Origin of the sequence: Reyranella sp., assembly GCF_965229815.1 — a bacterium.
GTDB lineage: Bacteria > Pseudomonadota > Alphaproteobacteria > Reyranellales > Reyranellaceae > Reyranella.
In genome coordinates this window covers 427,887-442,148 of sequence record NZ_CBDDJN010000006.1, presented here as the reverse complement: position 1 = coordinate 442,148, position 14,262 = coordinate 427,887, and the positions used below count along the sequence as shown (strand labels likewise).

Genomic DNA, 14,262 nt, shown 5'->3' with positions numbered 1-14,262 from the left:
GAGACCGACATGGCGAACGCGTTCGTTTGGTACGAGCTCATGACCACCGACACCAAGGCCGCGGAGTCCTTCTATTCCAAGGTCGTCGGCTGGAAGAGTGGCGACTCGGGCCAGCCCGGCCTCGACTACACGCTGTTCCTCGCCGACACGCAGCCGATGGCCGGCCTGATGAAGCTGACGCCGAAGGATTGCGAGGCCGGCGTCCGGCCGGGCTGGGTCGGCTACGTCGGCGTGGAGGACGTCGACGCCCATGCCGACCGCGCCGGCAAGGCGGGCGGCGCGCTGCACGTGCCGCCGACGGACATCCCCAATGTCGGACGCTTCGCCGTGATCGGCGATCCGCAGGGCGCCGTCATCTGCCTGTTCAAGCCGCTCGAGGCAATGCCGGCGCCGGCGGCCGGAACCGAGCCACGGACGGGCACGGTCGGCTGGCACGAGCTGATGGCGGCCGACGGAGAGAAGGCCTTCGACTTCTATTCCGGCCTGTTCGGCTGGACCAAGGCCGAGGCGATGGACATGGGCGAGATGGGCAAATACCAGCTGTTCGCCGCCGGCGGCGCCCCGATCGGCGGGATGATGACCAAGCCGGCCGCCGTGCCGGCCCCGTTCTGGGCCTACTACTTCACCGTCGATTCCATCAGCGCGGCGCTGGAACGGCTCAAGGCCGCCGGCGGTTCGGTCATCAACGGCCCGATGGAGGTGCCCGGCGGCAGCTGGATCGTCCAGGGGCTCGACCCGCAGGGCGCGATGTTCTGCCTGCTCGGCCCTCACGCCTGAGCGAACGGCCGCTCCCGGAGGAGATAGTCCTCGGGTAGTCCCAGCCGGCGGCACGCTTGTGTGGCCGGGCTGGAGCGCAGGACGATGCGGTCGGCCAGCGCGCCCGCGCCGCTCACCAGCCGGGCCTCCCACCCTCGCAGGCCGTGCGCGCGGCCGAGCTGCAGTCGCTCGCGGACCCACGGCGGTACGAGTTCCACGGCCGCCCTGACCAGCAGGCGCTGCAGGGGTCGCAGGAAAGCCGGCAGGACCGGCGCGCCCTTCATGATGTCGAGGAACTCGAAGATGATCGGCGAGGGTTCGAGGCGGTCGCGCTGCGCTTCGAACAGCGCACGCACTTCCGCCTCCGAGGCCGGCGCCCCGAGGGCGCCGTAGAGGCGCGCCGCCGGCGCTCCTTCGGCATAGAAGCGGTCGCGCGCGCCTTGCGGCACCGGGCGCACATGGCGGGCATAGGCCTCCAGGAAGCCGTAGCCGGCCGTCACCTGCACCCATGTCAGCAGGCGCACGTCGTTGGCACGGTAGGGCTGGCCGTCCGATGTCGTGCCCTGCACCCGCTCGTGCATGCCGACGACACCCGCGATCATCTTCTCGGCGACGCTGGCTGCGCCGTAGACCGTCACCATCGCGGCAAGGCCCGTGCGGCGCAGGCGGCGCGCCGGATCACTGCGAAAGCCGCTATGGTCCCACACGCCCGACCGCACCGCGGGCTCGGCCAGTTCGAGGATCACCGCCGCGACGCCGCCGACGAACATCGCCACGGGATTGCGGAAGACGCGCCAGGAGACGGAATCGGGCGGCACGAGCGCGGCCTCGCCGGCCGGCAGGGCGAAATCGACAAGAGGCGCGCCCGGCGGCTGGATGAGGCGGTGCGCCATGGCGTCGAGGCCTGGAACGACAAGGGCAACCATCGTTCCGATATGGGTCGCCCTCGTCCACCTGGCCATGGACCGCTTTCGTCAATCGACGGACCCGCGGCTGCGTGGCAGGCTGCCGCGACAGGGGCGGTCGATCCATGATGCGGACATTCTTGGTAGGAATGGTGACGGCCGCCGTCGCGGCCGGAACGGCCGGGGCGCAGTCGCCACGACTCGACACGCCCGTGTCGCCCCACCTTCTCGGCGTGCGATGGACGGAAAGCGACGTGATCTGCCGCAACCAGGCGGTCTCGGCGCGCGCCGCCATCGCGGCCTGCGAACAGCGCGACACGCTGTCGAAGCTGCTGGCGCTGGCAAGCTACTGCCCGCGCACCGACAGAAGCGGTTCCTGGTCCGCCTGCGCCGACGGGCCGACGGCGGCCGGCGCCGGTGACACCACGCCCTTCCAGCGTGTCGGCGGCGTGTTCGCTCTCTCGGCCACGCTGAACGGCCAGGGCGCCGCGCACTTCATCCTCGATTCCGGCGCCGCCACCGTGCAGATCCCGGCAGAAACCGTCGAGGCGCTGACGAAGGCCGGAACGCTGACCGAATCGGACTATATGGGCCAGCACCGCTTCATCCTGGCCGACGGCAGCGCCATGCAGCAGCGCGTGTTCCGCCTGCGCACCCTTCAAATCGGCGGGCGCACCATGGAGAACGTGCTGGCGACCGTCGGCGCGCCGCGCAGCCGCGCCCTGCTCGGACAGAGCTTCCTGCGGCGGCTGAGCTCGTGGAAGGTCGACAATGTCAGAAATGCGCTCGACTTCGAGTATGTCGGCGCGTTCTGATCCCCGCCTGCCTCACTGCCTCCCGCTGACGATGGACGCGAGGGAATCGTAGTGAACCATCTGCCACGCCGCCCAGTTCTCGAATTCCTGGACCAGGCTCGGATCGATCGCGGCCAGTCGCCCATCACGGCCGGTCGCGAACCAGCCGGCCCGCGCCGCTTCGTCCAGCAGATTGCCGACATGGGCGCGCGACACCTGGAATCGGCTGGCAAGCGCACGCAGGGTCAGTGGCACAGCGGCCGGCGCGCCGGCGACCGTCGCCGCATAGTGAGCGCCCATGATCGCGGTCAGCAGCGGATAACCGCAGTCTCGGCCTGCAAACGACAGGACACGCGGAAAGTCGTGGATGAGCGTGCCGTTTCCCAGCACGAACGCCGCCGACCTGTAGACCATCTCGCCGAGCCTGTCGGTGTCGTCGAGCTCGGCTGCCCAGCCGGGCCGGCGGTTCCGCATGTGGTCGACAGCCGCCACGAAGAGGACGGCTGAACGGCCAATCTGGCGGATCATTTCCGCCCCGGGGCGCAGCCGCTGGCGCCGCGCGTCCGCCGGGTCGGGTTCGGCGACGACGAACCGGTGCGTCTTGAGGGCCGAAACGAACCCTGCGGTATGGCGAGCGCTCGGACTCGTCACCCGTTGCAGGGCAGCGAGTGTCGGAACCTCTGCGTCATCGCACCGCCAGGCATAGTAGTTGTGGATGAGCAGGTAGCCCGTCACGTACCGGTCGAGCTGATCGAAAAGCTTCTGTGTGGGCCACGCGGCGTCGGCCTCGCGTGACATCTGCCGGCAATAGCGTGCAAGCGCCGGTGCGAAGCGGTTCAACCGCCGCAATCGCTCGACCGACGCCAGAAAACGATCGGGCATTGCGCTCGGCGCGCGGCCGAAGACCCTCGTCGGCACGCCGGAATAAGCCCGCTCCAGTCGCACGAAGCAAAACCCCCTGCAAAGTTTGGACTTGGGTCGCTGTCATTCCCTCTATAGGGATTCGGTGGCCGTCACAATGGCCGACGGCGTAGTTGAAAGGACAGCCCGATGTGCAACGACCATTCGAGCCATCTTCCCCGCCGCGGCCTGCTCGCAGCGGGTGCCGCAGCGCTCGTCGCCACGCAATTCACGACGCCAGCGCGGGCGCAGCTGCCGACTCCGCCCAACGCGATCACGCCCGACGCCGCACTGAAGCGAATCATGGAAGGCAACACGCGCTACGCCGGCAACGCCATGCAGAACAAGGACTTCTCCGCCGGCCGGGCCGCGCGCGCCGGCGCGCAGTATCCTGTCGCCGGCCTCGTGAGCTGCGCGGACTCGCGCGTCGCGCCTGAGTTGGTGTTCGACCAGGGACCGGGCGAGCTGTTCGTGGTGCGCGTCGCCGGCAACTTCGTCACGACCGACGGGCTCGCCAGCCTCGAGTACGGCGTGGCGGTCCTCGGCATGCCGCTGATCATGGTCCTCGGCCATTCCGGCTGCGGCGCGATCGACGCCACCATCAAGGTGATGAAGGACAAGATCACGCTGCCCGGCCACCTGCCGGACCTCGTGAACGCCATCAAGCCCGCCATCGACCTGGCCGAAAAGGCCAAGGCCGCCAATCCGCTGGACGAGGCGATCGCCCAGAATGTCCGCTACAACGTCAAGCGGCTCCAGGAGGCGAAGCCGATCATCGGCGAGGCTGTTGCTGCCGGAAAGGTGAAGGTCGTGGGCGGCGTCTACAACATCGCCACGGGCAAGGTGACGCTCCTCTAGCCGCCCGTGCCGCCGCCGGGAAGGCGCGGCATCGATCGGTCGGGACAATCGTACAGGGTCAGCAGGGCGGCATAGGGGTCGCCCTGCAGGCCGAGAGCGGCGGCGAAGGCCGGCTCGGTCTTGAGGCCTGATGCCCTGTAGGCCATGACCGCGCTCCTCAGGCGCTCCCCGCCCAGCGCCAGCAGCCGACGCTCGACGGTGAAGTGGCGCCACCCGGCCTGCTCCTCCACCGGCCGGGCCGCGCCGAAGATCTCGAATGGCCAGCCATGCGCGCAGAACCGCGCGACGACCGGGCGCCCCTCGCCCCGCCATTGCCTCACGCTGAACCCTTCCTGCTCCGCGAAGCCCGTCCACACCGCGGTGGTGAAGGCCAGCAGATCACCGGCCTCGCACACGACATCGATGTCGCTGCCCTCCACCGCCAGGCCGAGAGGCGGCGTGCCGACGACGCGCGGATCGAAGTCCTGCAGCCGATCCAGGATCGCCGCCTGAAGAACAGCTACGTGCCAGGGCGGCCGGTCATGCACGATCGACCCGCAAGCAAGCGTCGGCGCGCCCTCGTCTACTTCGCGCCTGCCGGCGCCGTGACGTTGTCGTAGGCGAAGCTGACTTCGTTCTGCATCTTCGGCTTGCCCGGGGGCATCATCACCGTCTTCTGGCGCAGCGGCACGCCGCGATCCTTCGCGATCCAGATCTGAGACTCCGTGGTGATGCCGTTGTCGGCCTTGCTCTTGACGCTGTAGAGATCCGCCGGCTTGCCGTCGACCGACTCGCTGCCCACCCGCGTGCAGCTGTGGTCGGGGCTCGCCATCGCCTTGCGCGCATCCTCCGCCACCTTCTTGGCGTCGTAGGGTCGGGTGATCCACTGGCCGTTGATCTGCATGTAGAGCTTGTCGCCCATATGGACCATCTCGCTCTCCATCTTTCGGCCCGGCGCGCCGTCGGTCTCGATCGTCATCTTCTGGCGGACCGGGAGACCGGACTGCTTCACGACGGCATCGAACACGGCCTTGCAGGCCGCTTCGTCAGCGCGTGCCGGAGAGACGAAGGCCATCGGTGCGACAGCCAGCGCGAGGGCGGCGGAGAGGATGGTGATCCTGGTCATGATCTTGGCTACCACAGGCGGAGGCGGCGTCAACCGCCGCCCCCGCATGTCACCGCCCGGAGGCATTACCCCTTTATGAATGCCAGCAGGTCGGCGTTGATCGTGTCGGCGTGCGTCGTCGGCATGCCGTGCGGGAAGCCCTTGTAGGTCTTGAGCGTGCCGTTCTTCAGCAGCTTGGCCGACAATGGGGCCGAATCGGCATAGGGCACGATCTGGTCGTCTTCGCTGTGCATCACCAGCACCGGCACCGTGATCTTCTTGAGGTCCTCGGTGAAGTCGGTCTGGGAGAACGCGACGATGCCGTCATAGTGCGCCTTGGCCCCGCCCATCATGCCCTGCCGCCACCAGTTCAGCACCACGCCGGGATCGGTCTTCACGCCCGGCCGATTGAAGCCGTAGAACGGCCCGGACGGGATGTCGTGGTAGAACTGCGCCCGGTTGGCCGCGAGCTGCTTCTGGAAGCCGTCGAACACGTCCTTCGGCAGTCCGCCGGGATTGGCCGCGGTCTTGACCATCAGCGGCGGCACTGCCGACAGGATCGCCGCCTTGGCCACGCGCGTCTCGCCGTGACGTGCGATGTAGTGGACGACCTCGCCGCCGCCCGTCGAATGGCCGACATGCACCGCGTCCTTGAGGTCGAGATGGGCGGTGACCGCCGCCAGGTCGTCGGCATAGTGGTCCATGTCGTGACCGTCGGCGACCTGGGCGGAGCGGCCATGTCCGCGCCGGTCGTGGGCGACGACGCGAAAGCCATGATCCAGGAAGAACATCATCTGGGCGTCCCAGTCGTCGGCCGACAGCGGCCAGCCATGGCTGAACACGATGGGCTGTCCCTTGCCCCAGTCCTTGTAGAAGATCTCGACGCCGTCCTTGGTGGTGACGAATGGCATGGCTTGCTCCTCGGTAATGCAGTTCGATGTCCTGCGATACCACGATGGCGAGCCAGCGTTTCAGCCATACGAACGTCTAGCCGCCCTGTGCCTCCGGAGACTTGACCGGCGACAGAGTGCCAACCGGCTGCTCCGAGCGTTTGCCTCAGGCCAGTGGCAGCGGCCGGATCTCCGCCTTGGCCAGGGCGCCGAGCGCCAGCATGCGGCGCGCCACGACGAGTGCCTCGCCGGCGGTCCCGACGACGGCCGCGGCCAGCCGGTCCTGCGCGGCCTTCACGGCGAACTCGACGGCGGTGCTCATCACCGCCGTCGACGAGGCGAGGAACAGCGCTCGCGTCAGGACACGGAACAGGCTGCGCATGCTGTGGCGCAGGCCATAGACCGTCATCAGGTCACGGATCAGCATCACGCTCAGGACGACGACCACGACGGCGTCGAGCGCCGGATGCGGACAGGAGCTGACCCCGAAGGCGGCCCGCAGCGCCGCCTTCTGGATGCGCTGGTCGGCCTCGCTGTCCATGGGGACGAAGACCTCGCGATTGAGCAGGTCGATGACGTCACGATCGGAATGGTGCGGTTGCAGGGCCAGAGCTGCGGCGTTCAGCCGGCCGAGGATTTCCGGCCTGTCGGAATAGACGGCGCGCAACGCGCCAAGGAGCCGCAGCCCGCTGCCGGCGCCGTCGAGCTTCGCGAGCTGCCCCGCCATCTCGCGGGCACGCTCGGCCGACTTGAGCTTGCGCAGCGCCCGCGTCTGCTGCGCGATCAGGTAGAGCAGCGAACCCACCAGTCCCACCAGCGCCACGAAGTAGAGCCCGTCGACCACGTTGCGGTCGCGCACGGCGTCGACCGCCAGCGTCATCGCGGCGTTGACCACGATCAGCGCGAAGATCAGCGCCGTCGAGCCGAGCGCCAGCCAGGCCGCCGGGCTCAGCCGCGCCTCGCCGGCGGTCCGCCCGATCTCGTCGTCGCGGTCGAACGCGACCGGTTCGGCGGCCGGCAACTCGTCCGGCCTGAACTCGCGATCGACGAGATCTCTGTCAGTGGTGGTCACGGTCATGGCGGCCTCTCACGCGATCAGGGATTGCAGGACCTTGTCGAGGTTGATGTGCGGCAGCGGCCGCTCGAACGGTGCCTCGAGGCGGGGCGGCTCGAAGCCCCGGATGTTGAACACGAAACCGCTCCAGTCGTCGCGGCCGGGGATCTGGCCGGGAATCTCCCCGGGCCGGACCTCGACGACCTCGGAGCGGCCGGAAGGAACGCCGCGCAGGAACTGCAGCGGTTCGTCCCGCCACAGCCGCGTCACCTGCGACGTCGCCCGCACCGATGCCACGGCCAGCAGGCCGGCCTGCCGCGCGTTGGCCCGCACGAAAGGCTCGCCCAGCATGTCGCGCAGCAGGCCGACCAGGTTGTTGTGCTGCCCGGACGTGATGTGGTCGGCTTTCGTCGCGACCAGCGACAGCCGGTCGAGCCGGCCGACCGGCAGCAGCCGGGCGAGCGGATGCTTGAGCGATTCGAAGGCCTCGACGACGGTGCGCGTAGCCAGCGCCAGGTCCGCGAAGGATTCCTGGCCCTGCTGGAGGGCCGTCAGCAGGTCGACGAGCACGACCTGCCGCCGAAGGCGACCGAAGACCTGGGCATAGAAGCGACGGACCACGCGGCGATAGGCCTCGTAGCGCCGGGCCAGCGCGGCGCCCGCCGTGCCGCTCCGGGCGCCGCGCGCGCGACTGAGCGGGAAGAACAGCGATCCCAGCGGCGCGCCGCCCGCCATGAATCGACCGGGCTGCAGGAAATGCAGCCCGGCGGCTCGGCACCGCTTGAGATACTCGACATAGGCGCCGCCGACGCGCGCCAGCGCGAAGTCGTCCGCAGCCGCGGCCGGGTCGAGCTTCGCCGCTTCGGCGCGCCACGCTTCCGACAAGGCGGCCCGCCGGCCCGAGGCGGCCATTTCCTCCATCTGCAGAGACCACTCGTCGTAGTCGAGCGACAGCATCGGCAGGTCGAGCAGCCATTCCCCGGGATAGTCGACCAGGTCGATGTGCAGCGTTTGCGGCGAGAACAGCCGGCGATCGAGGCGGGCCGGCGGCGACAGGCGCAGGCGCACCCGCACCCCGCTCAACCCCTCTGTCGGCTCGGGCCAGCGCGGCGGATCGGCCAGGAGGTCGGCCAGGCGCTCGCGGTAAGGAAATGGCGGCAGGCCGGGAATCGACAGGAGTTCGACCGTGCGCAGCCGCTCGCGCCAGGGAAAGAACGGGAAGGCCTCGACCGGTGCGTCCTTGGCGTGGAGCAGCGCATGCACGAAGGACGTGACGAACACGGTCTTGCCGGCCCGCTGCAGCCCGGTGACGGCGATGCGATGGGAGCCTTGGCCGAGGGGAGAGGCCGTCGCCAGCGCCGAGGCTATGGCATCGAGGGACCCGGCCGCGAGGTCACCCAGCCGGGAAAGCGGATCGAGGGACATTCTCGCCTATGTAGGGTCGGAACTGCGGCGCTCCCATGGCATGGCTCAGGTTTAGCCGAGCCCGGGCCCGGCGGCAGCCACACATGACAGCGGCGCCCGCCGGCCAACCGACAGGGTGCCGTCAGGCCGCAATGGGCGCGACGATGGCCTTCAGGACGGCGGCCGCGTCGCCTGGGCTGAGCCGCACCTGAAGGCCGCGCTGGCCGCCATTCATGTAGACCAGGCGATGCTCTATCGCCTGCTCCTCCAGGACGACCGGGAGCGGCCGCGCCTGCCCGAACGGGCTGATGCCCCCGACCCGGTATCCCGAGCGACGCTCGGCCTCGGCAGGCTTCATCATCTGGGCCGCCTTCGCGCCGACGGCAGCGGCGAGCTTCTTCATGGATACTTCGCGGTCCGACGGGACGATCGCCCCGACCGGGCGGCCGTTGGCCAGCACCATCAGCGTCTTGAGAACGCGTCCCGGCGGCTCGCCGAGTGCGGACGCCGCCTGCAGACCGATGCTGTCGGCGTCCGGATCGTATTCGTAGCTGTGAACCGTGAAGGCAATCCCCGCCTTCTCGAGGGCGAGCGTTGCGCGGGTGGACCGGGACATGGGCCCAACCTATCGCGCCAGCCGGACGATGGAAAATCATCCCGTCCGGCCGCGACTCGGCCGGACGGGATGTCGATCCCCTAGCGGCGATGAGGATTGTTGTCGTTGCGATCCCATCGATTGGGAACGCCATCGCCGTCCTTGTCGGTGTCGTGGCGGTTGGGAACGCCGTCATGGTCCTGGTCGCCCAAGGCCCGGCGATCGCTGCGGTTGTTGTTGCTGTAGCGGTCGAGCTGGTTGGGGATCCCGTCACGATCACGGTCACCCCAGGCACCGTTGCGCGGCGCCGGCGGCGGCGCCGTTCCGATTTGGACGCTGACCTGGGCATTGGCGGGCTGGGAAGCCACGAGCGGAATCGCCGCCAGGGCGGCCGTGGCGGCAAGGGTGGCGAGTGTGACCGAGCGGATCATCTGTTGTCTCTCCGTGTGTTGGTGTGTGCCAACGCCGCTTGTGCGCGGCGGATGCTCGCTCGCCGCTGCACGGGCCCATGACATGTCCGCGCGCGCAACCGCCGCAACCGCTCCCGATCGGCGGGCGTTGCGCGCGCTCGCACCCGTCCCCGGATTCCGGTTCGCCTGTCGAAGCGACATGTCGTCCGCCGGGAGCTCGGCTGTGCTAGCGTCCGCCCATGAGCACCGCGTACTCGGACTACAAGCCCCTCACCTTCCACGATGCCGCCCGCCGTTTCGGCGACGGTGGCGACACCCCACGCGCCTATCTGGAGCGCTGCCTCGAGACCATCGCCAGACGCGAGCCGATCGTGAAGGCCCTGACGGCGATCAACGAGAGCGGCGCCCGCGCCGCCGCCGACGAGAGCACGGCCCGCTGGAAGGCCGGCCGTCCCCACTCGTCCATCGACGGCATGCCGATCGGCATCAAGGACCTGCTCGAGACGCGGGACATGCCCACCGAGATGAACTGCGTGGCCATGAAGGGGAACTTCCCCGAGCGCGACAATGCCGGCGTCTGGGCGTTGCGCCAGGCCGGCGCCGTGATCCTGGCCAAGACGGTGACGGCGGAGCTGGGCGGATCGCATCCGGGGCCGACCACCAACCCGTTCGACCCGACCCGGACGCCGGGAGGCTCCTCCTCGGGCTCGGCCGCCGCTGTCGGCGCCAACATGATGCCAGCCGCGATCGGCACCCAGGTCGGCGGCTCGATCATCCGCCCCGCCGCCTATTGCGGGAACTTCGCGCTGAAGCCGACGCAGGGTGGCATCAACCGCGGCGAGCGCATGGCGACCAGCATGAGCACGCACGGCCCGCATGCCGGCTGCCTCGCCGACATGTGGCAGGTGGCGATCGAGCAGGCCAAGCGGTGCGGCGGCGACCGCGGCAGCCTCGGCCTGATGGGGCCGGACACGCTGCCGGCCGCGATCCGGCCCGGCCGGCTGATGGTGCTTGAGACCGAGGGGTGGCCCGATGCCGATCCTCCGGCCAAGGAGGCCTTCGCCAAGGTGCTCGAGCAGCTCGAGAAGGCCGGCGTCACCCTGATACGGCGCAAGGATCACGCCTTTGTCGAAGCTCTCGAGAAGGCGATCGAGAAGGGCCGCGCCGTGTGCGGTGGCATCACCGGCTGGGAGAACCGCTGGTACCAGCGCGGCATGCTCGACGCCTCGCCCGATGGCCTGAGCGAGCGCGCCAAGACCGCACTCTTCAAGGCCGAGGCCATGACGGTGGACGAGTACCGCGCCAGCCTGCTCGCCCGGCAGCAGGCGCAGACGGTGCATGCGATGACGGCGTCTCTGGCCGATGCCGCGATCACCCTGTCCTGCCCCGGTCCCGCGCCGCTCTGGGCGGGCGATGTTCCCGGCCAGCCGCTGGCGCCGCGTCCGACTGGCGACTTCGTATTCAACGCACCCTCGTCGATGCTGTTCGCGCCCGTCGTGACCATGCCGTTGATGAGCGTGGGCGGCCTGCCCGTGGGCGTCCAGCTCATGGGCCAGCAGCACGAGGACGCGCGCATGACCGGCCTCGCCCGCTGGGTCTGCGAGACCCTGAAGCCGGTTTCCGTCGCGGCCTGACGCCGGGAACGCCGCGCCGCGGCGTGACGCCGGCAGCCCAGGAAAAGGCTGCCGGAACTGTCGGGATGGCGCCGCGCCGAACGTCCTTGGGCCAGGAAGCCCACAGGAGAGTCCCATGCGCAAGGTCGTCGTCGCCACCTTCACCAGCCTGGACGGAGTCATGCAGGCGCCCGGCGGCCCGCAGGAGGATCCGACGGGTGGCTTCGCGTACGGCGGCTGGACCGCCCCCTACTTCGACGAGGCGCTCGGGGCGGCCATGGGCCAGGTCTTCGACCGGCCGTTCGACCTGCTCCTGGGGCGCAAGACCTACGACATCTTCGCCGCCCACTGGCCCTTCGTGACCGATCCGGACGATCCCATCGCGCCGGTGTTCAACCGGGTGACGAAGTACGTGGCGACGCGCGGCCCGTCGCGGCTCGAATGGCAGAACAGCCGCCGGCTGGGCGACGATGTCGTCGCCGCGCTGCAGGCGCTGAAAGCCGGCGACGGGCCGGACCTCGTCGTCCAGGGCTCGAGCGACTTCCTCCAGACGCTGTGGCGCGCGCAGCTCGTCGACGAGCTGATCGTGCTCACCTTCCCGGTGCTGCTCGGCACGGGCAAGCGCCTGTTCGGCCCGGGCACGGCGCCCGGCGCCCTGAAGCTCCAGGCCTCGAAGGCCTATCCGACCGGCGTGGTGGTCAGCAGCTTCACGCCGGACGGGCCGGTGCGGACCGGCGACTTCCAGCTCGCCGAGCCCAGCGCGGCGGAAGCCGAGCGACGCCAGCGCCTCGCCTGAGGTCCACGCCAAGGACGAACCGTCAGGCTATGCTCGCGCCGCAGCCCGCCTCCGGTCGGCGGCGCAGAGCAGGAGCAAGGACGGCGGCATGCAGCGTACGGATTTCTCGGCGATGAGCCGGCTCTCGGCCGACATCGACCTCAAGGGCGATGGCAAGGCCACCGGGTTCGTGCGGGTCCCGCATTCGGTCCATCGCTCCGCCTATGGCTGGATTCCCATCCCGATCGTGCGCATCGCGAACGGCGAGGGACCGAGCGTACTGATGCAGGCCGGCAACCATGGCGACGAATGGGAGGGTCAGATCGCGCTCGGCAACCTCATCCGCGCGCTCGAGCCGAAGGACGTGAGGGGACGCCTGGTCATCCTGCCCTCGGCAAATTTCCCGGCAGCGATGGAAGGCAAGCGGACCTCGCCGATCGACGAGGGCAACCTCAACCGGTCCTATCCCGGCGACGCCGAAGGCACGATCACCCAGCAGATCGCCTACTGGATCGAGCATGCCCTGCTCCCGGGCTTCGACTACAGCTTCGACTTCCATTCCGGCGGCAGCTCGCTCACCTACATTCCGAGCGCCCTCGCGGCCCGTCACGAGGACGGCCAGCGCATGGAGAGGGTCATCGGCCTGCTCAAGGCCTTCGGCGCGCCCGTGAGCTACCTCTCGGCGGCGCCGCAGGGCGGCGGCCGCACCTTCACCTCGGCCTCGGCGCGCCAGGGCGTGATCTCGATGGGAACGGAACTGGGCGGCGGCGGGCTGGTGACGCCCGCCTCGCTCAAGGTCGCGGAGGACGGGATGCGACGCGTGCTCGCGCATGTCGGCCTGCTGCAGGGCCCCGTCCCGCCCCCGACGCCCACGCGCCTCACCGAGATCGGCGGCGACGACTACTACGTCTATGCCTCGGACGGCGGCCTGTTCGAGCCGCTGGTCGACCTCGGCGCCGAGGTCTCGGCCGGCCAACCGGCCGCCCGCATCCATTTCCACCACACGCCGTGGCGCACGCCCGAGACCCTGTCCTTCAAGCGGGCCGGGCTCGTCCTCTGCAAGCGCGTGCCGGCGCGCTGCGAGCGCGGCGACTGCCTCTTCCACCTGGCAACGGACGTCGCGGGATAGCGCACCGCCGGCGCGAGCTCGCGGACGCGCGAGCCTTCAGGCGCGCTTCTTCGGCTTGGCGACCTTGGCGACGGCAGGCTTCGCCGCCGGCGTCGCCTTCCTGGCGACGGCCTTCGCCGGAGCCTTCGCCGGCTCGGGCGCCGGAGGCGCCTGCAGCGCCGCCTTCCCGGGCGCCGTCGTCCGGTACATCAGCCGTCCCGTCTCGGGGTGCGCCATCTGTTCCAGGAGGCCCCGCTCGACGAGCGTGTCGAAGGTCTGATCCCCGACGCCGTACAGCGACCGGTCGCCGGCCTTGACGCCGCTTTGCCGGTAGGCCGCGTTCAATGTCTGTCGTTCCCGAAGCGACAGGGCCGTCGTCTTGACGGCCTTCGGCTTCGCTTTCGTCGCAACCCGCTTCTTCGCCACGCTCATGGAGTCACTATAGTCCATCACCCGACGACGAGGCGATATGGACCGGTGGATCGAAAGACCTCGCGTCGTCGATGTCGCGGGTCGGCGCTCGTCAGGGCAGCGAGACCTTGACCAGCCGGCCGCCATTGACGTCGACCCGGCGCATCATCGATCCGCCTTCGGCCTTCGATCCGTCCTGCCACTTGACCGTCGTGGTCACGTACCACGTCCCGTCGGGAATGCGCTGGAAGGAGAAGCTGCCGCCCGCGTCGCAGCGGGTCGTGCGCAGGGTCGAGACGTAGAGCGGATCGTCGCGCTCGAACTTGACGGGGCCGAGGCTGGCGGCCCGGCGCCCGCGGCTCGAATTGCCGAAGATCGCCGTCATGCGGGCCTGCGCATAGGGCGTGTCGGGAATGAGGATCGCCGACTGTCCGGCGCAGGTGTGGGTCTCGCCGCCCGACTTCACGATCGCGCTGCCGCTCACCGTACTGGCGCCGCTCTTGCGGGACCAGTCGACCTCGGCCGGAGTCATCGGCGTCGAGAGGGGATCCTTCTGGGGAACCATTGCCTCGAACTGGGCGCAGCCGGCGACGGCGAGGAGCGATCCGAGGATCAGGACGGCATGCTTCATCGGTCGCTGCCTTGGTCTTGTTGGAGGGAGGGCGGAGTACACCGCCAACGCCCCACAGCGACAAATGTTCCTTC

At 69.5% G+C, this 14,262-nt stretch carries 17 protein-coding genes; 6 read left to right on the top strand and 11 right to left on the bottom strand.

Annotation, left to right across the window (positions count from 1 at the left end; genetic code table 11):
* Positions 1–9: 9 nt before the first annotated feature.
* On the top strand, positions 10–777 hold the full coding sequence (locus ACO073_RS13435) for a VOC family protein (protein WP_421997956.1): 768 nt from the start codon (positions 10–12) through the stop codon (positions 775–777).
* Here the strand turns inward: ACO073_RS13435 and ACO073_RS13430 are convergent.
* Positions 768–1,682, bottom strand: a complete 915-nt coding sequence (locus ACO073_RS13430; RefSeq protein WP_421997955.1) for an oxygenase MpaB family protein — start codon at positions 1,680–1,682, stop codon at positions 768–770. The genes ACO073_RS13435 and ACO073_RS13430 overlap by 10 nt on opposite strands.
* A gap of 104 nt (positions 1,683–1,786) precedes the next feature.
* Here ACO073_RS13430 and ACO073_RS13425 point away from each other — a divergent pair, with 104 nt between their 5' ends.
* Positions 1,787–2,476 (top strand): retropepsin-like aspartic protease family protein, encoded by a 690-nt coding sequence (locus ACO073_RS13425; protein ID WP_421997954.1) that lies wholly within the window; start codon positions 1,787–1,789, stop codon positions 2,474–2,476.
* Between the two features lie 12 nt (positions 2,477–2,488).
* Here the strand turns inward: ACO073_RS13425 and ACO073_RS13420 are convergent, their stop codons facing one another.
* Positions 2,489–3,373 carry a hypothetical protein gene (locus tag ACO073_RS13420; RefSeq protein ID WP_421997953.1) on the bottom strand — a complete coding sequence of 295 codons (885 nt, stop codon included), beginning with the start codon at positions 3,371–3,373 and terminating at the stop codon, positions 2,489–2,491.
* 132 nt (positions 3,374–3,505) lie between these two features.
* On the opposite strand from ACO073_RS13420, the gene ACO073_RS13415 reads away from it, so the two are divergent.
* On the top strand, positions 3,506–4,213 hold the full coding sequence (locus ACO073_RS13415; RefSeq protein WP_421997952.1) for a carbonic anhydrase: 708 nt from the start codon (positions 3,506–3,508) through the stop codon (positions 4,211–4,213).
* Here ACO073_RS13415 and ACO073_RS13410 read toward each other — a convergent pair.
* The 7 genes from ACO073_RS13410 to ACO073_RS13380 form a co-directional block, all read right to left on the bottom strand.
* On the bottom strand, positions 4,210–4,740 hold the full coding sequence (locus ACO073_RS13410) for a DUF4269 domain-containing protein (RefSeq protein ID WP_421997951.1): 531 nt from the start codon (positions 4,738–4,740) through the stop codon (positions 4,210–4,212). The genes ACO073_RS13415 and ACO073_RS13410 overlap by 4 nt on opposite strands.
* Before the next feature lie 35 nt (positions 4,741–4,775).
* Positions 4,776–5,318 carry a hypothetical protein gene (locus ACO073_RS13405; protein WP_421997950.1) on the bottom strand — a complete coding sequence of 181 codons (543 nt, stop codon included), beginning with the start codon at positions 5,316–5,318 and terminating at the stop codon, positions 4,776–4,778.
* Between the two features lie 65 nt (positions 5,319–5,383).
* Positions 5,384–6,208, bottom strand: coding sequence for an alpha/beta fold hydrolase (locus tag ACO073_RS13400; protein ID WP_421997949.1), 825 nt, complete (start codon positions 6,206–6,208; stop codon positions 5,384–5,386).
* 145 nt (positions 6,209–6,353) lie between these two features.
* Positions 6,354–7,265, bottom strand: coding sequence for a DUF697 domain-containing protein (locus ACO073_RS13395; RefSeq protein WP_421997948.1), 912 nt, complete (start codon positions 7,263–7,265; stop codon positions 6,354–6,356).
* Between the two features lie 9 nt (positions 7,266–7,274).
* Positions 7,275–8,666 carry a YcjX family protein gene (locus tag ACO073_RS13390; protein WP_421997947.1) on the bottom strand — a complete coding sequence of 464 codons (1,392 nt, stop codon included), beginning with the start codon at positions 8,664–8,666 and terminating at the stop codon, positions 7,275–7,277.
* 121 nt (positions 8,667–8,787) lie between these two features.
* Entirely contained in the window at positions 8,788–9,261 is a 474-nt protein-coding gene (gene ybaK / locus ACO073_RS13385; RefSeq protein WP_421997945.1) for a Cys-tRNA(Pro) deacylase, read from the bottom strand.
* An 80-nt stretch (positions 9,262–9,341) separates the two neighbouring features.
* On the bottom strand, positions 9,342–9,671 hold the full coding sequence (locus ACO073_RS13380; RefSeq protein ID WP_421997944.1) for a hypothetical protein: 330 nt from the start codon (positions 9,669–9,671) through the stop codon (positions 9,342–9,344).
* 218 nt (positions 9,672–9,889) lie between these two features.
* Between ACO073_RS13380 and ACO073_RS13375 the strand changes: the two genes are divergently transcribed.
* The 3 genes from ACO073_RS13375 to ACO073_RS13365 all read left to right on the top strand — a co-directional run bounded on the left by ACO073_RS13375 (position 9,890) and on the right by ACO073_RS13365 (position 13,167).
* Complete coding sequence (locus ACO073_RS13375; RefSeq protein WP_421997943.1) at positions 9,890–11,284, top strand: amidase; 1,395 nt, start codon at positions 9,890–9,892, stop codon at positions 11,282–11,284.
* Positions 11,285–11,399: 115 nt separating this feature from the next.
* Entirely contained in the window at positions 11,400–12,059 is a 660-nt protein-coding gene (locus ACO073_RS13370; RefSeq protein ID WP_421997942.1) for a dihydrofolate reductase family protein, read from the top strand.
* An 88-nt stretch (positions 12,060–12,147) separates the two neighbouring features.
* Positions 12,148–13,167, top strand: coding sequence for a succinylglutamate desuccinylase/aspartoacylase family protein (locus ACO073_RS13365; protein WP_421997941.1), 1,020 nt, complete (start codon positions 12,148–12,150; stop codon positions 13,165–13,167).
* Positions 13,168–13,203: 36 nt separating this feature from the next.
* Here ACO073_RS13365 and ACO073_RS13360 read toward each other — a convergent pair whose 3' ends face one another.
* Both ACO073_RS13360 and ACO073_RS13355 read right to left on the bottom strand, forming a co-directional pair.
* A complete protein-coding gene (locus ACO073_RS13360) occupies positions 13,204–13,578 on the bottom strand; it encodes a hypothetical protein (RefSeq protein WP_421997940.1) in 375 nt (124 codons plus the stop codon).
* A gap of 91 nt (positions 13,579–13,669) precedes the next feature.
* Positions 13,670–14,188, bottom strand: a complete 519-nt coding sequence (locus ACO073_RS13355; RefSeq protein WP_421997939.1) for a hypothetical protein — start codon at positions 14,186–14,188, stop codon at positions 13,670–13,672.
* Positions 14,189–14,262: the final 74 nt, after the last annotated feature.